18 protein-coding genes are annotated in these 19361 nt (G+C 68.2%); 14 read left to right on the top strand and 4 right to left on the bottom strand.

All coding sequences use genetic code 11. The features are described from left to right. Positions 1-178: 178 nt before the first annotated feature. The 5 genes from rplJ (at position 179) to ACQ3HE_RS17970 (ending at position 3529) form a co-directional block, all read left to right on the top strand. A complete protein-coding gene (gene rplJ / locus ACQ3HE_RS17990; RefSeq protein WP_079706724.1) occupies positions 179-697 on the top strand; it encodes a 50S ribosomal protein L10 in 519 nt (172 codons plus the stop codon). Between the two features lie 78 nt (positions 698-775). Beyond that, positions 776-1159, top strand: a complete 384-nt coding sequence (gene rplL, locus ACQ3HE_RS17985; protein ID WP_056014124.1) for a 50S ribosomal protein L7/L12 — start codon at positions 776-778, stop codon at positions 1157-1159. 329 nt (positions 1160-1488) lie between these two features. Next, the gene (locus ACQ3HE_RS17980) at positions 1489-1632 is read left to right on the top strand and encodes a hypothetical protein (RefSeq protein WP_430893684.1); all 144 of its coding nucleotides are present in this window, start codon (positions 1489-1491) and stop codon (positions 1630-1632) included. A 140-nt stretch (positions 1633-1772) separates the two neighbouring features. Next, entirely contained in the window at positions 1773-2234 is a 462-nt protein-coding gene (locus ACQ3HE_RS17975; protein ID WP_430893683.1) for a MarR family winged helix-turn-helix transcriptional regulator, read from the top strand. Further along, on the top strand, positions 2231-3529 hold the full coding sequence (locus ACQ3HE_RS17970; protein ID WP_430893682.1) for an MFS transporter: 1299 nt from the start codon (positions 2231-2233) through the stop codon (positions 3527-3529). Before ACQ3HE_RS17975 ends, ACQ3HE_RS17970 begins: the two co-directional genes overlap by 4 nt. A gap of 112 nt (positions 3530-3641) precedes the next feature. Here the strand turns inward: ACQ3HE_RS17970 and ACQ3HE_RS17965 are convergent, their stop codons facing one another. Continuing rightward, on the bottom strand, positions 3642-4691 hold the full coding sequence (locus ACQ3HE_RS17965; protein WP_124767336.1) for a LacI family DNA-binding transcriptional regulator: 1050 nt from the start codon (positions 4689-4691) through the stop codon (positions 3642-3644). Between the two features lie 298 nt (positions 4692-4989). Here ACQ3HE_RS17965 and ACQ3HE_RS17960 point away from each other — a divergent pair, with 298 nt between their 5' ends. The 3 genes from ACQ3HE_RS17960 (at position 4990) to ACQ3HE_RS17950 (ending at position 8535) form a co-directional block, all read left to right on the top strand. Then, positions 4990-6303 (top strand): ABC transporter substrate-binding protein, encoded by a 1314-nt coding sequence (locus ACQ3HE_RS17960; protein WP_079706728.1) that lies wholly within the window; start codon positions 4990-4992, stop codon positions 6301-6303. Between the two features lie 127 nt (positions 6304-6430). Continuing rightward, positions 6431-7564 carry a carbohydrate ABC transporter permease gene (locus ACQ3HE_RS17955; RefSeq protein ID WP_079706729.1) on the top strand — a complete coding sequence of 378 codons (1134 nt, stop codon included), beginning with the start codon at positions 6431-6433 and terminating at the stop codon, positions 7562-7564. Then, a complete protein-coding gene (locus ACQ3HE_RS17950) occupies positions 7561-8535 on the top strand; it encodes a carbohydrate ABC transporter permease (protein WP_079706730.1) in 975 nt (324 codons plus the stop codon). The genes ACQ3HE_RS17955 and ACQ3HE_RS17950 overlap by 4 nt, the downstream gene beginning before the upstream one ends. 450 nt (positions 8536-8985) lie before the next feature. Here ACQ3HE_RS17950 and ACQ3HE_RS17945 read toward each other — a convergent pair whose 3' ends face one another. Continuing rightward, positions 8986-9882: a DUF559 domain-containing protein gene (locus ACQ3HE_RS17945; protein WP_159879890.1), complete on the bottom strand. Its 897-nt coding sequence runs from the start codon at positions 9880-9882 to the stop codon at positions 8986-8988. 249 nt (positions 9883-10131) lie between these two features. On the opposite strand from ACQ3HE_RS17945, the gene ACQ3HE_RS17940 reads away from it, so the two are divergent. The 6 genes from ACQ3HE_RS17940 to ACQ3HE_RS17915 all read left to right on the top strand — a co-directional run bounded on the left by ACQ3HE_RS17940 (position 10132) and on the right by ACQ3HE_RS17915 (position 18150). Then, a complete protein-coding gene (locus ACQ3HE_RS17940; protein ID WP_430893808.1) occupies positions 10132-12021 on the top strand; it encodes an ABC transporter ATP-binding protein in 1890 nt (629 codons plus the stop codon). Between the two features lie 192 nt (positions 12022-12213). Then, positions 12214-14451: an adenylate/guanylate cyclase domain-containing protein gene (locus tag ACQ3HE_RS17935; RefSeq protein WP_430893681.1), complete on the top strand. Its 2238-nt coding sequence runs from the start codon at positions 12214-12216 to the stop codon at positions 14449-14451. Further along, positions 14448-15869: a mechanosensitive ion channel domain-containing protein gene (locus tag ACQ3HE_RS17930; protein ID WP_430893680.1), complete on the top strand. Its 1422-nt coding sequence runs from the start codon at positions 14448-14450 to the stop codon at positions 15867-15869. The genes ACQ3HE_RS17935 and ACQ3HE_RS17930 overlap by 4 nt, the downstream gene beginning before the upstream one ends. A 32-nt stretch (positions 15870-15901) precedes the next feature. Continuing rightward, positions 15902-16570: a GntR family transcriptional regulator gene (locus ACQ3HE_RS17925; RefSeq protein ID WP_430893679.1), complete on the top strand. Its 669-nt coding sequence runs from the start codon at positions 15902-15904 to the stop codon at positions 16568-16570. A gap of 121 nt (positions 16571-16691) precedes the next feature. Continuing rightward, positions 16692-17483 carry an aquaporin gene (locus ACQ3HE_RS17920; RefSeq protein ID WP_430893678.1) on the top strand — a complete coding sequence of 264 codons (792 nt, stop codon included), beginning with the start codon at positions 16692-16694 and terminating at the stop codon, positions 17481-17483. Between the two features lie 163 nt (positions 17484-17646). After that, complete coding sequence (locus ACQ3HE_RS17915) at positions 17647-18150, top strand: hypothetical protein (protein WP_137243877.1); 504 nt, start codon at positions 17647-17649, stop codon at positions 18148-18150. Positions 18151-18244: 94 nt separating this feature from the next. Here ACQ3HE_RS17915 and ACQ3HE_RS17910 read toward each other — a convergent pair whose 3' ends face one another. Together ACQ3HE_RS17910 and ACQ3HE_RS17905 are read right to left on the bottom strand one after the other, a co-directional pair. Next, positions 18245-18454, bottom strand: coding sequence for an antitoxin (locus tag ACQ3HE_RS17910; protein ID WP_079706736.1), 210 nt, complete (start codon positions 18452-18454; stop codon positions 18245-18247). A 118-nt stretch (positions 18455-18572) separates the two neighbouring features. Further along, complete coding sequence (locus ACQ3HE_RS17905) at positions 18573-19361, bottom strand: DUF305 domain-containing protein (RefSeq protein ID WP_236555538.1); 789 nt, start codon at positions 19359-19361, stop codon at positions 18573-18575.

Below are 19361 nucleotides of genomic sequence, written 5' to 3'. Positions count from 1 at the left end.
CGAAGGTTCTCATGACGAGACGTCCAGCGCAGGTGTATGAAGATCTGATCGAGGCTCGCCTCTCCCCAGCTCCGTGCGCTTGCGCCGGAGCTTTTTTCATGCCCGAACCCTTCGCCGGCCCGGCGGTTGGTGTGTGCGGCCTCCGCTGCATGCATTCAAGATTCGAAAAGGAGTGGCCATGGCGAACAAGGAAGCCTCGGTTGCCGAACTCACGGAGAAGTTCCAGAGCTCGACTGCCGTTCTGCTGACCGAGTACCGCGGCCTCACTGTTGCTCAGCTCAAGAACCTGCGCAAGAGCATCAGTGCGGACGCAACCTACGCCGTGGTGAAGAACACGCTGACCAAGATCGCGGCGAACAACGCCGGCATCTCGTCGTTCGACGACGAGCTCGCCGGTCCGTCCGCGATCGCATTCGTGCACGGTGACCCGGTCACCGTCGCGAAGGCTCTTCGTGACTTCGCCAAGGCAAACCCTCTCCTCGTGGTCAAGGGCGGTTACTTCGACGGTAACCCGCTGACCGCTGAAGAAGTCGGCAAGCTCGCCGACCTCGAGTCCCGTGAAGTGCTGCTGGCAAAGCTTGCCGGCGCCGTCAAGGCCTCGCTGTTCGGAGCTGCCTACCTCTTCAACGCACCGCTCTCGAAGGCCGTTCGCACGGTCGAGGCGCTGCGCGAGAAGCAGGAGTCCGCGGCCGAGTAATTCGGTTCCGCGAACAATCAACCCCGTACCTGTCCGCCGCGTGATGCGGTTGCAGGGCATGAAACAAGGAGAACAATCATGGCAAAGCTGTCAAACGAAGAACTGATCAACGCGTTCAAGGAGCTCACGCTCATCGAGCTCAGCGAGTTCGTCAAGCTGTTCGAGGAGACCTTCGAGGTCACCGCTGCTGCTCCCGTCGCCGTCGCCGGCCCGGCTGCTGCTGGCGCTGCTGTTGAAGAGGTCGAAGAGAAGACCGACTTCGACGTCATCCTCGAGGCTGCTGGCGACAAGAAGATCCAGGTCATCAAGACGGTCCGCGAGCTCACCTCGCTCGGCCTCGGCGAGGCCAAGGCTCTCGTCGACGGCGCTCCGGCTGCCGTCCTCGAAGGCGCCAACAAGGAAGCCGCTGACAAGGCGAAGGAAGCCCTCGAGGCTGCCGGCGCCACCGTCACGCTCAAGTAGTCGGTCCCCTGCGGGGGACAACCACTGGGCTGGCGACCGACTCCGGTCGGTCGCCGCTGACGATCGCGGATCTTCTTGAGACGAGTGCTGCACGCACTCGGCAGAGACATCCGTGATCGGAGGGCATCGCCCCCGATTCGTTCGGGAGCGGTGCCCTCCGTCAGTTAACCGGAGGGCCTGCGATTCGTCGCGTCACTCCACACGGACGCGGATGCTCTGCACCCGTCGACGACGTTCGTCGACGGTTCACGCAGGTATCCGCGTCGTCGTCCCGCTCCGTGCGAGCGTGGGCCGTCGGTGCGGTGCCCGAATCGGGAGAACCCACCACCATGAACACCCACGCACGCTGGCGTGCAACCATCACCTGGATCCGAGCCCAGCTCGCATCCGCCTTCACCGAGTCGGAACGGGCGACCGACGCCCACCCGCCCGATCCGCGGGTCAGCCACTCCTTCACCACCTGGATGCGCTGACCGGTTCACACTTCAGGTCCGCCTGGGCGAGTCCCGCCCTGCGGGAGGCTCCCGGTGCCGACGCGCCGGGAGCCTCCTGAATGGTGATCACCGGACTGAGTGTGCGAATGCATAGCCTAGCTATGTATACTGGATGGATCATGACCGAGAACCGTACGCATTCACCCCTGCACACCATCCTCGGCGACCTCATCACGGCATCGCACCGGCTCACCCGCCTTGCCGCCCAGGCCACCGGATCCTCCGAATCGCCCGCCGTCTGGCGCACGCTCTCCGTGCTCACCACGGTCGGCCCCGTCCGGGTCGGCGAACTGGCCCGCCAGAGCCGGGTGTCCCAACCCACGATGACGAAGCTCGTGCAGAGCCTCGACGAGCGTGACTGGATCAAGCGGATCGCCGACGTCGACGACCACCGCGCGTGGCTCATCGCCATCGCCCCGAAGGGGGCGGCCGCCCTCCTCGCCTGGCGCGACGAGCTCACCGACGCCCTGGAGCCGGCCTTCACCGACCTCGAGGACGACGACCTAGCCGCGATCGCCAGGACCGTCGAGATCATCCAGGCCCGCGTGGCCGTCGAGGTCGCCTCGGAGCTGACGGCATGAGCGCCGACACCAGCGCACGCACGTCCTCCGTGCCCACGCCCACGGCGTCGAGCCACGGCCACGGCACCGGCCACAGCGCCGGTCTCGGTGGCATCCTGCACCAGCCGAAGGCCGTCTGGGCGGTCGCCTTCGCGAGTGTCATCGCCTTCATGGGCATCGGCCTCGTCGACCCGATCCTCCCCGCGATCGCCGAAGACCTCCAGGCGACGCCGACGCAGGCCGAGATGCTCTTCACGAGCTACCTGCTCGTCACCGGCGTGGCCATGCTCTTCACGAGCTGGCTGTCGAGCCGGATCGGTGCCAAGCGCACGCTCCTCATCGGACTCGCACTCGTCGTCCTGTTCGCGCTTCTCGCGGGCCTGTCCGATTCCGTCGGTGCCGTCATCGGATTCCGCGCCGGCTGGGGCCTCGGCAACGCGCTCTTCATCTCGACGGCACTCGCCACCATCGTCGGAGCCGCAGCGGGCGGTCGCGCCAACGCGATCATCCTGTACGAGGCCGCACTCGGGCTCGGCATCGCGATCGGCCCACTCCTCGGTGGTCTCCTCGGCGGCATCGGCTGGAAGTGGCCGTTCTTCGGCACCGCGACCCTCATGGCCGTCGGGTTCATCGCGATCGTGACCCTGCTGAAGACCGAGGGGCCGAAGCCCGCGCCGCTCAAGCTGTCCGCGCCGTTCAAGGCACTGGCCATCCCGTCGCTGGGCATCCTCGCGGCAGCCGCCCTGTTCTACAACATCGGCTTCTTCACCCTGCTCGCCTACTCGCCGTTCCCGCTCGGCCTCGATGCGATGGGTCTCGGGTTCACCTTCTTCGGGTGGGGTGTCGCGCTCGCGATCACGAGCGTGTTCGTCGCACCGCTGCTCACGGCTCGGATGCGTCGCACGTCCGTGATCAAGCTGGTCCTGCCGTTGCTGGCGCTGGACCTCGTCGCGGCCGGACTCCTCGTGCAGTCCACCACCGGCCTCATCGTCTGCATCGTCGTCGGCGGACTCCTGCTCGGCGTCATGAACACGGTGCTGACCGAGTCGGTCATGGAGGCGACGGACCTGCCGAGCAACGTCGCATCCTCGGCGTACTCGTCCGTACGGTTCCTCGGTGGGGCCATCGCGCCGCCGGCCGCCGCGGAGATCGCGAAGCTCCTCTCGCCTGCCGCACCGTACTACGTGGCCGCCGGCTCGCTCATCGTCGCGGTCCTCATCGTCGTCCTCGGACGCAAGCACCTCGCCCGCGTCGACGGTCCGGTGGAGAGCGAACTCGACGAGGCCATCGCGATCACCGCAGCCGACGCGAGCTGATCCGACCGGTCACCGCGCCCCACTGACGCGAGCGCTCCCCTCCGGGGGCCCGCGCTCACGTCAGTGGGGCGCGCTCGCGTCCGCGCACCGCGCTGGGGGCGCAGCCGGGTGTCTACTCGGCTGACTCGGGGCGCGTCGTGGTCTGTCGGATCACCAGACGGGTCGGCCAGCGCACCTCGGAGACGGTGCTGCCCGGCTCCCCGGAGTCCGGGGCCTGTGTGCGTTGCTCGTCCTCCAGGTCTTGGAGGAGGATCTCGACGGCATGCCGCCCCTGCGCGCGGGGCTCCTGCTCGAAGGTGGTGAGCGCGAACATCTCCGCGTAGGAGTGCCCGTCGATCCCGATGACCGACAGCTCCGCCGGAACGGTGATCCCGAGGCGTCGTGCGGCGATGATGATGCCGATCGCCACCTCGTCCGTCGAGGCGAACACCGCCGTCGGGCGGATCCTCGCGTCCCGCAGCAACTGCGCCGCGGCCTCGTACCCGCCCGGCAACGAGTGGACCGCGGGCAGGACGTGCACGGCCGAGGTGAGCCCTGCATCCTCCATCGCCGCGAGGTAGCCGGCCAGGCGCCTGCCGTGCACGGTGTCTGTCTGCAGTTCGGCGTCGTGACCGGTGATGTGGGCGATGCGCGTGTGCCCGAGCGTCATGAGGTGCTCCGTCGCCTCGCGGCCGAGCGCCTGGTCGTCGATGTTGATGGAGTGGGCCCCGCGGATGTTGCCGCCGATCGACACGAGTGGACGGGGGTTGGCGAGCAGGCGCGCGATCTCGTCCTGCGAGGCCTCGATCCCGATCGAGATCATGCCGTCGAAGCGCTTGTTCGTGAGGTACGAGTCGAAGATGCGGTCGCGTTCCGGGGAGTCGGGCGGCAGATGGTGGAGCGTCAGGTCGTAGCCCCGCGCACGGAGTGCCCCCTCGGCGCCCTCGAGGACCTCCCCGAAGTACCAGCGGTTGAGGAACGAGGTGAGGACGCCGATGGCCAACGTGCGTCCGGTGGACAGGCTCGCGGCGATGGGCGAGGCGACGTACCCGATCGTGGCCGCGGCCTGCACGACCCGTTCCCGGGTCTCGGCCGACACGTATCCACGCCCGGTGAGCGCTCGCGAGGCCGTCGCTTTCGAGACGCCGGCGAGGGCCGCGACATCGCTGATGGCACCACTCATGCCGACTCCCTCCGTTGGGTAGCACCACCATAGCGAATCTGGAACAGACCTGGAACTGCAGACTGGAACTGATCCATAACATCTGGAACACGAATGGACCGCCCGGCCGCACGATTTCGGTGGGAGCGCTCTCACTGTCTATTTCGTTATGTTCTCGTGCTTGCATCCTGTCGCCGGGTGAAGTACTTTGACGCATGGAAACGGTTCCGCATCCGGGCCGATTCCGCACCAGTGCATCATCGGAACGGCTCGACCCTGGAGACGTTCGAACCTGCAGCACTCAATGAGGAGGACACAGATGAGTTTCATTCGGACCCGCCGGACGGCCCTGCCGCTGGCCGTCCTGGCCGTCGCGGGCGTCGCGCTCACCGCTTGTTCAGGCGGATCGGGCAGCAGCGGCGGTGGCGACGACGACAAGACCGTCACCATCTACGGGACGATCGCCGACACCGAGGCGAAGCTGCTCGAGGAGAGCTGGGCCGACTTCGAGAAGGACAGCGGCATCACGATCAAGTACGAGTCCTCCAAGGAGTTCGAGTCGCAGATCGGTATCCGCGCCCAGGGCGGTAACCCGCCCGACCTCGCGATCTTCCCGCAGCCCGGCCTCCTGGCCGACCTCGCCAAGCGCGACTACCTGAAGCCCGCGCCCGACAGCGTCAAGGCGAACATCGAGAAGTACTGGTCGAAGGACTGGGCCGCCTACGGCACCGTCAACGACACCGTCTACGGCGCGCCGCTCATGGCGAGCGTCAAGGGCCTCGTCTGGTACCAGCCGGCCAAGTTCAAGGAATGGGGCGTCGAGGTCCCGAAGACCTGGGACGAGCTGCTCACGCTGACCAAGACGATCCAGGAGAAGACGGGTGCAGCTCCCTGGTGCGCCGGCTTCGGCTCCGGCGACGCCTCGGGCTGGCCCGGCACCGACTGGATCGAAGACCTCGTCCTGCGTCAGCAGGGCCCGGACGTCTACGACGACTGGGTGGCCAACAAGGTCAAGTTCACCGACCCGAAGATCAAGGAAGCGTTCGACTCGGTCGGCGAGATCCTCAAGAACCCGGAGTACGTGAACGCGAGCTTCGGCGACGTGTCGTCGATCAACTCGACCGAGTTCGGTGACGTCGCTCCGGCGCTCGCCTCCGGCGCCTGCGCACTGCACCACCAGGCATCGTTCTTCTCCGGCTTCCTCGAGGACGCCGGCGCGACCGTCGCACCCGACGGTGACGTGTGGGCCTTCGTGACCCCCGGCATCAAGGAGGGCGAGACCGCTGTCACCGGTGGTGGCGAGATCGTCGGCGCGTTCAGCGACGACGAGAGCACCGTCAAGGTCCAGGAGTACCTCTCGAGCCCTGAGTGGGCGAACAAGCGGGTCAAGCTCGGCGGCGTCATCTCGGCCAACAACGGCCTGGACCCGGCGAACGCCTCGACCCCGATCCTCAGCCAGGCGATCGAGATCCTGCAGGACGAGAAGACCACGTTCCGCTTCGACGCCTCCGACCTGATGCCCGGTGCCGTCGGCGCCGGAACCTTCTGGAAGGGCCTCGTGAACTGGATCAACGGCGACGAGACCGACCAGGTCCTCAAGGACATCGAAGCCGGCTGGCCCTCCAGCGAGTAATCGATATCCGGAACTGCTGCTCATGAGCGGAAGCGCCGGAGGGTGATCACCCTCCGGCGCTTCCGCCTCGGCAGTGGAACCCCCTAGGGTTCACTCAGGGTCCAACGCCGTACTCGAAAGGCCAGCTATGTCAGGTTTCCTCAACTGGTTGGGCGGACTCCCACCGCTCGCCCAGATCCCGATCGTCGTCATCGCCTTCGGCGCGGTGGTGGCCCTCCTCCTCTTCTTCGTGGACATCGCGCCACGCAAGGGCACCCTCTACACGGTCATCCGTCTGGCGTTCTGCGTCCTGGTGCCCGTCATCGTCGTCCTCTTCTTCGGCTCGTTCCTGTGGGCCGCGGCTGTCGCAGCCGTCCTGGGTGGCGTGCTCTTCCTCCTCGACTACCGGTCCAAGAAGGGCGTCGGGTACCTCGTCCAGCTCGTCGGCTTCCTCGCACCGGCCTTCCTGCTGCTGCTGATCGGCCTGATCCTGCCGTCGATCAACACGACGATCGCCGCGTTCATGTCGGCGTCCGGCAAGAACTTCGTCGGGCTGAACAACTTCATCTGGCTGTTCACGCAGCCGAGCGCGATCCGCACCGTGATCAACACGATCATCTGGGTGCTCCTCGTCCCGGCGCTGTCGACGGCCTTCGGCCTCGCCTATGCGGTGTTCATCGACAAGTCCCGCGGTGAGAAGTACTTCAAGATCCTCGTCTTCATGCCGATGGCGATCTCCTTCGTCGGCGCATCCATCATCTGGCGCTTCATCTACGCCTACCGTGAGGCCGGCGCGACCCAGATCGGTCTGCTCAACCAGATCGTCGTGTGGTTCGGCGGCACCCCGGTGCAGTGGTTGCAGAACGAGCCGTGGAACACGCTGTTCCTCATCGTCGTGCTCATCTGGGTGCAGACCGGGTTCGCGATGGTCGTCCTGTCCGCCGCGATCAAGGGTGTCCCCACCGAGCAGATCGAGGCCGCCGAGCTCGACGGCACGAACGGCTGGCAGCGCTTCACCAACGTCATCGTCCCTGGCATCCGCTCCTCGCTGGTCGTCGTCGTCACGACGATCTCCATCGCGTCGCTGAAGGTCTTCGACATCGTCCGCACCATGACCGCCGGCAACAACGGCACCTCGGTCATCGCGAACGAGATGTACACCCAGTTCAAGAACTTCGAGAACGGCCGGAGTGCGGCGTTCGCCGTGATCCTGTTCATCCTCGTGCTGCCGATCGTCATCTACAACGCACGGCAGATCAAGAAGCAGAGGGAGATCCGATGAGTGCTGTGCAGCCGATCGAACTACCGATCGACGAGTCCACCAAGGACCAGCTCGCGAAGGGTGAGCGCGGCATCGAGGCTGCGAGCCGACGGACGAAGAAGCGGCTCACGAGCCGTGGCGCGACCATCGCGGCCGTCGTCATCGCCGTGCTGTGGACGATCCCGACCTTCGGTCTCTTCGTCTCCTCGTTCCGGCCTGAGCAGCAGGTGAAGACCACCGGTTGGTGGACGATCTTCTCCGACTTCCAGGTCACCATCGACAACTACGTGCAGGTGCTGCAGGCCGGCAACTCGACGCTGAACCTCGCGGGCTCGTGGGTCAACTCGATCGCCATCGCGGTCCCGGCGACCCTGATCCCGCTGGTGGTGGCGAGCCTCGCGGCGTACGCGTTCGCGTGGATCGACTTCCGCGGCAAGAACTTCCTGTTCATCCTCGTGTTCGCGCTGCAGGTGGTGCCGATCCAGATGGCGCTCGTCCCGCTGCTGTCGACGTTCTCCCGTGGCCTGAACATCTTCGGTCTGCAGGTCGGCGAGGGACTGGACGCGAGCGGCACCTTCGCCCAGGTGTGGATCGCGCACACCATGTTCGCGCTGCCGCTGGCGATCTTCCTGCTGCACAACTTCGTCGCGGAGATCCCCGGTGAGGTCATCGAGGCGGCACGCGTCGACGGCGCGGGTCACGGTCAGATCTTCTTCCGGATCGTGCTGCCGCTGACGATGCCCGCCATCGCGTCGTTCGCGATCTTCCAGTTCCTGTGGGTGTGGAACGACCTCCTGGTCGCGCTCATCTTCGCGGACGGCGAGGTCGCACCGATCACGAAGCTGCTGGCGGAGATCACCGGTACGCGTGGCAACGAGTGGCACCTGCTCACGGCCGGCGCGTTCATTTCGATCCTCGTCCCGCTCGTCGTGTTCTTCGCGCTGCAGCGGTACTTCGTCCGCGGGCTCCTGGCCGGTTCGACGAAGGGCTGACCCGACGCCGCGGTTCGATCCTCCGATCGACAGCGTCGTCGGTGCGCGAACGCCTCGGGAGCTCACGCTCCCGGGGCGTCCGTGCGTCTGCCGGCCGTTCGTTCTCCTGGTCCCGATGGCCCTTTCTCAGGAGAGTTGCGGTGCGTCGTGTCGGCGTGCGCCCGGCGTGCCGGGGGAGTCCTGAGAAAGGGACGAAGGCGAATTCCGGCGGACGAATGACGGGGATGGTCCTTTCTCAGGAGAGTTGTGGTGCGTCGTGCCCGAGTACACCCGGCGTGCCGGGGGAGTCCTGAGAAAGGGACGGAGGCGAATTCCGGCGGACGAATGACGGGGATGGTCCTTTCTCAGGAGAGTTGTGGTGCGTCGTGCCCGAGTACACCCGGCGTGCCGGGGGAGTCCTGAGAAAGGGACGGAGTGCAGGCTGGCAGGTGCGAGGGTGATCGGATCCGCTCAGCGGGGCCTTGGGCGGCCCCGCGCGAGCGCTGCGCGGACCGCTCCGATGACCGCGTACCAGTCGTCCATCACCATGCGATACGTGAAGCGGAGAGAGCGATAGCCGAGGATCGCCAACTGGGCGTCGCGCCAGCGATCCTGTTCATGGGCGTCCGGGGTGTCGTGGAACGCACGTCCATCCCACTCCACCACCAACCAATCGTCGATCAGCTCGTCGACGCGTCCGACGCCCGGGATCTCGACCTGATGTCGACCGACGATCCCAGCGCGTTCGAGCCGGATGCGACCGATGCTCTCGAGGAAACTCTCGCATCCCGACTCCAGCCGAGGGAGTCTGCGCCTGCGTGCGTGCGGGAGCTCGTCCAGCCACGCGTGGAGCGCCCGCCCGCGGTGGGGTTCTCGGCGCAGGACGGAGTCCAAGATCGCGCCGGCGACGTCAGGGTGCTGGCAGGTGACGATCTGACGAACGGCCGACTCGCGGCTCACCACGAGGAGCGGCGCGATCGAATCGCCCCGAGGGACCACTGGTTGATCGTCGTCCCAGTGCAGGACCGCGTCGTCCCGGTCCTGCGCGGGCGGATGGCACCGGCGGTCGCCAGCATCGCGGAGGCGCCCCGCGTTCGACGGGACAGCGACGTGTATGCGCTGGTCTTCCGGTGTGGCCCAGCCGAACCAGGCGGCCGCCGAGATGCACGCGAGTCTCCCGCCGACCCGAACGGCTTGGACGATCTCCGGGGGCGCACCGGGGTCCGCGTACCAGCCTCGTTTCACCCTGATCAGCTCGGCCATCTCGACCGCGAGTCGGAGCGACCGTTTGGAATGACCGCGAGCCCGAAGCTGGTGCACCGTGGCGACACCGTACGCCGGGCGGAAGGCGTAGGTTCCTCCTGTCATCGGTCGATCGTCCACCCGGTGTCGCGGACCGCCGAGCCACGCTGCTGATTTGGGGATGATCCGCCCCGCAGTGGACCTGGGGAGCGGACTCGCGGCGGTGACCCTTTCTCAGGACAGTTGCGGCGGGTCGGAGGGCGGGCGAGGCGACGCGCCGGCGGACTCCTGAGAAAGGACACGGAGCGGGAAGCAGACGGGGACGGGGACAAGGGCGGGGAGGACGGTGGGCGGGGATAGGGTGGCGGGATGAGCATGCACGGCGGACGGGGCGGGCCACGCGGCGGTGCACCCGGGGGCGGCGGGCCTCGAGCGGGCAGCCGTGTCAGCGGTGGCGACATGGCGGCGCAGAAGGCGCTCAACGCCGAGGCACCGAGGATCCCGAACCTCGGCAAGCGCATCGTCGCACTGTTCGTGCCCTTCCGCGCGAAGATCATCCTCACGATGGTGCTCGTCGTCATCGGTGCCGCCCTCGCGGTGCTCCCTCCGCTGCTGGTCAAGCAGGCGTTCGACGTCGGCCTGTTCCCGACCGACGGTGGCCGCCCGAACCTCGTCGCCCTCGCGGAGATCGTCGGCGTGATGGTGGCGCTGTTCATCATCGCCGCCCTGCTCGGCGTCTGGCAGACCTACCTCACGGCGACCGTCGGCAACAGTGTCATGGGTGCCCTGCGCATCAAGCTGTTCTCGCAATTGCAGGCGATGGAACTGAGCTTCTTCACCCGCACGAAGACGGGCATCATCCAGTCGCGCCTCCAGAACGACGTCGGCGGCGTCGCGAACGTCCTCACCAACACCGTCTCGAGCGTGCTCGGCAACACCGTGACGGTCATCTCGGCGCTCGTCGCGATGCTCATCCTCAACTGGCAACTGACGATCGTCGCCCTCATCCTCATGCCGATCCTCGTGATCGCGCAGCGCCGCGTCGGTCAGGTCCGGGCACGGATCGCGACGAAGACGCAGGAGTCGCTGTCGGAGATGACCGCGATCACCCAGGAGGCCCTGAGCGTCTCCGGCGTGCTCCTCGCGAAGAGCTTCAACCGCCAGGACACCGAGGTCGAGCGCTACAGTGCCGAGAACCGCACCCAGATCCGCCTCCAGGTCAGCCAGGCGATGAGCGGCCAGTGGTTCTTCGCGATGGTGAACATCTTCCTGTCGTCCATCCCCGCGATCGTCTACCTGGTGGCCGGCTGGCTCATCACCGGTGGGGCGGTGGACGTCACCGCCGGCTCGATCGTGGCCTTCACCACCATCCAGGCCCGCCTGCTGTTCCCGCTCATGGGCGTCATGCGCGTCGCTCTCGACCTGCAGACCTCCGGCGCCCTCTTCGCGCGGATCTTCGAGTACCTCGACCTCAAGCCCGCGATCGCCGACCGCCCCGGCGCCGCACCGCTCCCGAGCGTCGCACCGCAGATCCGCTTCGACGACGTCACCTTCCGCTACGCCGACGCCCAGGACGACTCGACCCCCACGCTCGACGGCGTCTCCTTCACGATCGAACCCGGACAGTTCGCCGCGTTCGTCGGACCGTCGGGAGCAGGCAAGACGACCATCTCCTACCTCATCCCGCGCTTCCAGGAGGTCTCGGACGGACGGGTCATGGTGGCGGGCGCAGACGTCCGCGACGTCACGCAGGAGTCCTTGGTCTCCCGCATCGGCATCGTCAGTCAGGAGACCTACCTCTTCCACGCGACGATCGCCGAGAACCTCCGCTACGCGAAGCCCGACGCGACCCTCGAGGAGCTCGAGACCGCCTGCCGCGCGGCGAACATCCACGAGACGATCGCTCGCTTCGAGGACGGCTACGACACGCTCGTCGGGGAGCGCGGCTACCGCTTGTCCGGCGGCGAGAAGCAGCGCATCGCCATCGCGCGCGTGCTCTTGAAGGATCCGGAGGTGCTCATCCTCGACGAGGCGACGAGCGCCCTCGACACGATCTCCGAACGGGTCGTCCAGGTCGCCCTCGATGATGCGACCCGCGGACGCACCACGGTGTCGATCGCGCACCGCCTGTCGACCATCGTGCACGCCGACGTCATCTTCGTGCTCGATCGCGGGCGCATCGTGGAGCGCGGCACCCACCAGGAACTGCTCGCCGCCGGCGGCGTGTACGCGACCCTCTACGCCCAGCAGGCCGTCACCGTCTGAGCGGGACGTCGCGTCGCGTCAGGCACGTCGACGACGCGCTGACGTGAGTAGGCCTGGCGGCGCAGTCCGGCCGGCGAAGAATCGCGGCCCACCCATTGTGGGCGCGTGGCACGGGTGGCTAGAGTGAGCGCCATCGTGACCCCCGAAGGAGGGGGTGACCGTGCACCGCCGGATCGAGTAGGGGACTCGTCGATGACCGCAGCTGTGGACGCACCATCCGGACCCTCGCCAGACGGCGCCGCGCCGACGGGCCCGACAGACCCACCGATTCCACCGGCACCCTCCTCGGCCGCCAGGTCCCGAGGGCTCGGCCGCGGACGGTTCGGTCGCCCCGGCTTCAGCATCCAGTCGAAGCTGCTCGTCATGCTGCTGCTCGTCAGCGTAGGGGCGTCGATCGTCACCGGGATCGTCGGCTATCTGTCCGGCAGTGACTCGCTGCGCCAGGCGTCCTTCGAGCGGCTGACCGAGGTCCGGGAGTCCCGCGCCCGAGAGATCACGAACTACTACGACCAGACGCGCGACTCCCTCGTCGTCTACACCCGCGGCACCACGGTGGTCGACGCGATGAACGGCTTCCACGACGCCTTCCACGAGTTGGAGGAGCAGCCGGTGGACCCGGCGCGCGCGTCGACGGTGACGTCGTTCTACGAGGACACCTTCGCGCCGGAGCTCGCCGAACGCACCGGAGACGAGGCGGACCCGGCTGCGTTCATCCCGACGAACCCGGCCGAGACCTACCTGCAGTCGGTGTACACGCCGGGCGACCTCGACTACGACACCGCCATCACCGTCGACGACGCCGGCGACGGGAGCGCCTGGTCGTCCGTGCACGCGCAGTACCACGACTACTTCCGCGAGATCATCGACCGCTTCGGCTACGAGGACGCCCTGCTCATCGACGACGAGGGCGACGTCGTCTACAGCGCCTACAAGGGTCCGGACCTCGGCACGAACGTCCTCACCGGCCCCTACAAGGGCGGGGTGCTCGAGGACGGCTTCACCGCGGCGCTCCGGTCGAACGCGATCGACTACGTGGGCATCACCGACTTCGAGCGCTACCAGCCGTCGCTCAACGTCCCGACCCAGTGGATCTTCTCACCGGTCGGCGAGAACGGTCGGATCGACGGGGTGATGGCGCTGCAGGTCCCGATCGAGGCGATCAACGACATCATGACCGGCTCCGGCCAGTGGGAGCAGGACGGCCTGGGGGAGACCGGAGAGACGTACCTCGCCGGGCCCGATCAACTCATGCGCTCGACCTCCCGCCTGCTGATCGAGGATCCGAAGGCGTACGAGCGGGCCGCGGTCGCCGCCGGCACACCGCCGGAGACCGCCGCGCGTGCCGTTGCCGTCGCGGGGACGATCCAGATCCAACCGACCCGCACCGTCTCGGTCGAGCGTGCGCTCGCGGGCGAGACCGGCACCACCATCGGGCGCGGCTACCTCGGTGAGGAGAACCTCACGGCGTACACCCCGGTCGACATCGACGGGCTCCAGTGGGTGCTCGTCGCCCGGGTCGACGCCGCCGAGGCCTTCGCGCCGGTGACCGACTTCACCCGCAACCTCGTCATCTCGGTGCTCGCCATCGTGGTCGTGGTGTCGTTGCTCTCCCTGCTCCTGGCGCAGGTGTTCGCCCGGCCGGTGCGGGCACTCGTCGGCGCGGTGCGGCGGGTGGCCGGTGGCGACTACAGCGTCGAGGTGCCGAACACCCGACGCGACGAGTTCGGTGACCTGGGCACGGCCTTCAACGACATGAGCCGCAGCCTGAGACTCAAGCAGGAGCTCATCGAGGAGCAGCGAGCGGAGAACGAGAAGCTGCTGCTCACCCTCATGCCGGCGTCGGTCGCCAAGCGCTACAAGGACGGTGAGGAGACGATCTCCGAGGTCCACCAGGACGTGTCCGTCATCTTCGCCGACCTCGTGGGGTTCGACGACCTGACCCGCGGCCTCGATCCGGAGCGGGAGCTGTCGATGCTCAACGCGCTGGTCCGCAGCTTCGACGAGGCGGCCGAGCGGCTCGGGATCGAGCAGGTGCGGACGCTGCGGGAGGGGTATCTCGCGAGCTGCGGGCTGATCGTCCCACGTGTCGACAACGTGCGTCGGACCCTCGACTTCGCGCTCGAGATGCGCACGATCGTCGAACGCTTCAATGCGCAGCACCAGGCGAACCTCACCCTGCGGGTCGGCGTGGACGCGGGTGTCGTGACGAGCGGCCTCGTCGGCCGGACGAGCCTCGCCTACGACATGTGGGGTGACGCGGTCAGTCTCGCCAACCAGGTGCAGTCGGTCTCCGGGACGGCCGGCATCTTCGTCAGTCAGCGCGTCCGTGACCGCATGCAGGACACCGTCGCCTTCGAGGCCGCCGGCACCGTGGAGACGCGCGGCGGTCCGCAGGCCGTCTGGCAGGTCGTCTCGGGGCCGAAGTCATGACGCAGGTGTGGCAGGAGGCGTGGTTCCCCTGGGCCGTGGCGCTGGCCGTCGGCGTCCCCGTGCTGCTCATCGTCCTGACCGAGGTGCTCGGTGCGCTCAACCGGCGGAAGCACGCGGCGGCGAAACCGATCCGTCTGCTGCGCAACTACGTGGTGCCGGTCGGCGCGGTGTTCGCGCTCCTCGTGTTCGCCACGGCGCGGGCGGACGACAGCACCTGGGTGCGGATCGTCGGCACCCTTCTCGGGTTCCTCGTGATCCTCCTCATCCTCTCCGCGTTCAACGTCGCCCTGTTCGCGAACGCCGAGGAGGGCTCGTGGCGTGACCGGATCCCGTCGATCTTCGTCGACCTGGCGCGGCTGGCCCTCATCCTCATCAGCCTCGCGATCCTGTTCTCCTGGGTGTGGGACGCCGACATCGGCGGGCTGGTCACCGCGCTCGGCGTGACGTCGATCGTGATCGGCCTCGCCCTGCAGAACGCGGTCGGCGGGGTCATCTCGGGACTGCTCCTGCTGTTCGAGCAGCCGTTCCGGCTCGGCGACTGGCTCGACACCGGAAGCGTCCGCGGTCGCGTGGTCGAGGTGAACTGGCGTGCGGTCCACCTCGACACCGGCAACGGCATCCAGATCGTGCCGAACTCCTCGCTCGCGGGGGCGTCGTTCACGAACCTCAGCCAACCGGTCGGTGCGTACACCGCGAGCGTCGAGGTGACCTTCTCGACCGACGACCCGCCGGACGACGTGCTCCGGCTGCTCCGCGAGGTCGGATCGGGCCTGCCGATGCTCGAGCCGGGGGACGTGGTGTCCGCGTCCTACCTCGGTGCCGCGCGGTTCTCCGTCACCCTGCCCGTGTCCGGGCCCTCCACCGCCGACGCCGCGGTCGCCCTGTTCCGCGCCTGGCTCTGGTACGCCTCGCGGCGCCGCGGTCTCGCGCTCGACGGCGACGGCTCCGACCCGATCGCGACGCCGGAGCGCTTGCGGAGTGCCATCGCCGAATTGGCGCCGACCCTCCACGCGCGGGAGGAGGACTACGACGAGCTCGCCCGGACGTGCACACTCGAGCGGTACGGGCCGGGGGAGACCATCCAGCAGGCGGGCACGATCCCCGGCGCGATGCGGTTCCTCGTCGAGGGTGGCGTCCATCTCGCCGTGCCGACGGCGGACGGGCTCATCACCTTCCAACGGCTCGGCGTCGGCGACTTCATCGGCCAGACGGCGCTGACGAGGGAGGTCGCCATGGCCGCCGCGATCGCCGACGGCACGACCCTGGTCCTGCGGATGCCGCTGTCCACTATCGACCAGCTCGTGCGGAGCAAACCCCGCCTGGCCCAGGAGATCGGCGCCTCCATCGACAACAAGCATCGCCAGGCGCAGGCGGCGCTCGCCGAGGCGGGGATCGTCCGCGGTACGATCGGCCGGTAGCCAGCAGCCGTCCCCAGCCGAACGAGGAACCGATGCCGAACCCCGATGGACCGTCCGGGTCGCGGTCGTCTCCCGCCGGCGAGTCCGTGACGGAACGGATCCGCACGGCGATCTACGACGGGACACTCGCCTCGGGCGAGCTGCTCATCGAGGAGGAACTCCGAGAATGGCTCGACGCTCCGAGCGAGGCGATCGACGCGGCACTCCGGGAACTCGAACGCGTCGGACTGGTCGAGACGGCACCGCAGCGGCACACCCGGGTCGCGCAGCCACGCGCCGAGGACCGGACAGCCGTGCTGCAGACCCTCGGTGCGCTCGTCAGCGGCGTCGTCCGGGTCACCGTCCCGACCTTGACCGCGGGGCAGCGGGCTGAGCTCCTCGCTTTCGTCGAGCACACGATGACCACGGTGACGGCGGAGGACGCGGATGCGCACGGACGCTGCGTCTGGGGGCTCGTGGACCGGTTCCTGAAGCACTGCGAGAACCCGGTCCTCGTCTCCGCGACGAAGGACGTGATCGGCGCCCTGATCTACCGTGTCTCGGCCACGCGCTCCGCGGCGACGGTGGACTGGTCGGATCTGCGCGTCGGGTACCCGCACCTCCGATCCGCCCTCGCCGCCGGTGACGCCGTCGGGGCGGAACTCGCGATCGAGCACATCTTCCGGCTCCAGGTCCCGCTCCACGACCTGGAGGTGCACTGACGGACGGCGACATGCGGACCGTGGGCTGTCGCCGGTGGGACGCCTGGCAATAGTCTGCTGGTGACGCGGTGGCCGCCAGCCGACCGCGTCCACGTCGTCACCACGAGCGAGAAGAGTCCAGATGTCCTCTCCGGAAGTCCCACCCTCGGTCGAACCGACGACCGCGTCGCAGCTGCTCGCCGAGGTCGCGGGTACCTTCCTGCTGGTCTTCGGTCTCGTCGGGACGGCGACCTTCTCCGCGTTCTTCGGCGAGGAGACCTCCAACCCCCTCGGCGTCGGTTTCCTCGGGGTGGCGATCGCCCTCGGCCTCTCGGTGACCATCGCCGCCTACGCGTTCGGCCCTATCTCCGGCGGGCACTTCAACCCGGCGGTGACGCTCGGGCTGGCCGCCGCCGGTCGGTTCCCCTGGCGTGCGACGTGGACGTTCATCCTCGCGCAGCTCGTCGGAGCGTTCCTCGGTGCGCTCGCGGTGTTCGGCCTCGCGGCCGGCGGCCCGGCAGGATTCCTCGACAAGGCCGTCGCGGGCGGCTTCGTCTCGAACGGGTTCGGCGAGCTCTCGCCCGGCGGATTCGGACTCGTCTCGGCGATCGTGATCGAGGTCGTCATCACCGCACTCTTCCTCTACGTCATCCTCGGCGTCACGCACACGCGGGCCGCCGCGGGCTTCGCGCCGATCGCCATCGGCGGCACGCTCACGCTGTTCCTGTTGATCGCGATCCCGATCGACAACGGTTCGATCAACCCGGCGCGCTCCATCGCGACCGCCATCTTCGGCGGGGCCGACTGGCTCGCGCAGGTCTGGGTGTTCATCGTGTTCCCGATCATCGGCGCGCTGATCGCCGGATTCAGCTACCGGATCCTGTTCGAGGGGACCCGCCCGGCGGGGTCCCGACCGGTCGCGAACCGCAGCTGAGTCGTCCGAGCGTCGCCCGCGCCCCGTCCGCCCTGGTGGACGGGGTGCGTCGTTTCGGGCCGGCACCCCGCGAACGCGGGCAACCCGCATTGGGGGACGCGCTTTCCACGGGCACCGAGCATGCTTGAGGTTCGAGCGCCGGAACCTTGGAGGGGCGATGACGATGACCGAACGCGACGCCCCCACGACCGCGTGGGTGGGTCCGCTGCAGGACGGCGGCAGCATGCCCGATGCGCCGCTCCCACCGGACGTCGCCTGGGAGCTCCTCCGGGAGGCGCTCGTCGAGGACTTCATCGACGACCTCCCCCGTCCGGTCCGGACGGCGGAACTCGCCGCGAGGCTCCATGTGAGCCGAGCGTCCCTCATGACCAACATCCGTCGTGGCAATGTCGTCGCGAACCGGCGCGCCGGCCGCTGGGAGATCGACACCGTCGCGAGCCGCACCTATCTGCGGTCGGCCATCCTCAGCCTGGGTGAACGTCGTCGTGCGCTGAGCGGTGTCGATGAAGACCGCTCCGCGACCGTGCAACTGACGCTCAGCGGACGCGCATCAGAAGTCCTCTCGGACCTCATGCAGGACACGCACCTGTCCGCTCCCGAACTGGTGGCCATCGCGCTCGACCGGTTCCGGAGCAACCCCGTCGACGCCGGCGTCGACGGGCACTGATCGACCCGGAATGACGATCGAGCGCTGACCGGCGCAGACACGAACGGCCGGGCGCCCATCGGGACCCGGCCGTCTCGCGTTTCGAGCCGGGGGACTACTCGTTGCCGACGGCCTTGTCCGCCGCGTCGCGGGCGCCGTCGATCTGCTCGTCGAACTTGCCGCCGGTGACCTTCTTGGCCGCGTCGGCCACGCTGCCGAGGAGCTTGTCGCTGATGTCCTCGGCCTGTTCGCTCTTCAGCGCGTCCTTGACCTTGTTGTCCTTCAGGAATTCCTGAGCCTTCTTGGTGATGTCGTCGAGTGCCATTCGTCGCTCCTGTTCATCGGGCCCGTTCGGGCGTCGGGATCATTCTTCGCCGTCGGCCGGGGTTCTGGCTAGCCCCTTGTCGGAGCCCGCGCGTCGCCCGGGCGGTCGACGGGAGGGTTCAGCCTGCGAGGTCGACCGGCCCGCCCCGGTCGTCGAGCATGCGGGTCATGAGCTCGATCTCCGCCTGCTGGCTCGCGATGACCGCGCGCGTGAAGGCCAGCGCGGTCGCGTTCGTGGTCCGCGGCTGTAGCGCCTCGGCCATCTCGACCGCGCCCTGGTGGTGGGCGATCATCAGCGTGAGGAAGACCCGCTCGGCCTGGAGACCGGACGCCGCCGTCAGCTGGTCGATCTGGGCGGGGGTGGCGAGGCCCGGCATCGGGTCGCCCGGGGTGTGGGTGGACCCCGGCGTCGCCGTGTCGCCGCCGTGCGCATGGCCGCTCGCACCCGTGAGCGTGGGGAGCGTCATCCACGTCATGTCCGGCTGCCGTGAACCCTGCGGCAGGTTCCACTGGACGAGCCAGTCGTACAGCTGGCCCGACTGCTGCGCCTGGGTGGTCGCGATGTCGTATGCGAGGGTGCGAACGTCGACCGCGTCCGTCCGGTCGCGGATGATCATGGCGAGCTCCACGCCCTGGTTGTGGTGCACCTGCATGTCGCGCGAGAAGCCCGCCTCGGCGCTCGTCGTGGTGGGTGTCGGGTCGGCGAGCGTGCTGAGTCGACCGACCGAGAAGCCGATCGCCGCGGCGACCATGATCGCGATGACGGCCATCGCGGCGATGACGATGCGCGTCCGGCTGGAGCCGTCGGGGGAGCCTTGCGCCTCCCAGGCGGCGAGTTCCTCGTCGGTCACGCCGCCGTCGGCCGGTTCACCGGTCGCCGGTGCGTCGGGTGTGCTCGCCGGGGTCAA

Origin of the sequence: Plantibacter auratus (assembly GCF_050587365.1) — a bacterium.
Taxonomy (GTDB): domain Bacteria; phylum Actinomycetota; class Actinomycetes; order Actinomycetales; family Microbacteriaceae; genus Plantibacter; species Plantibacter auratus.
Note: the sequence above shows the minus strand (reverse complement) of the source record. Positions and strands in the feature narration are given on the sequence as shown.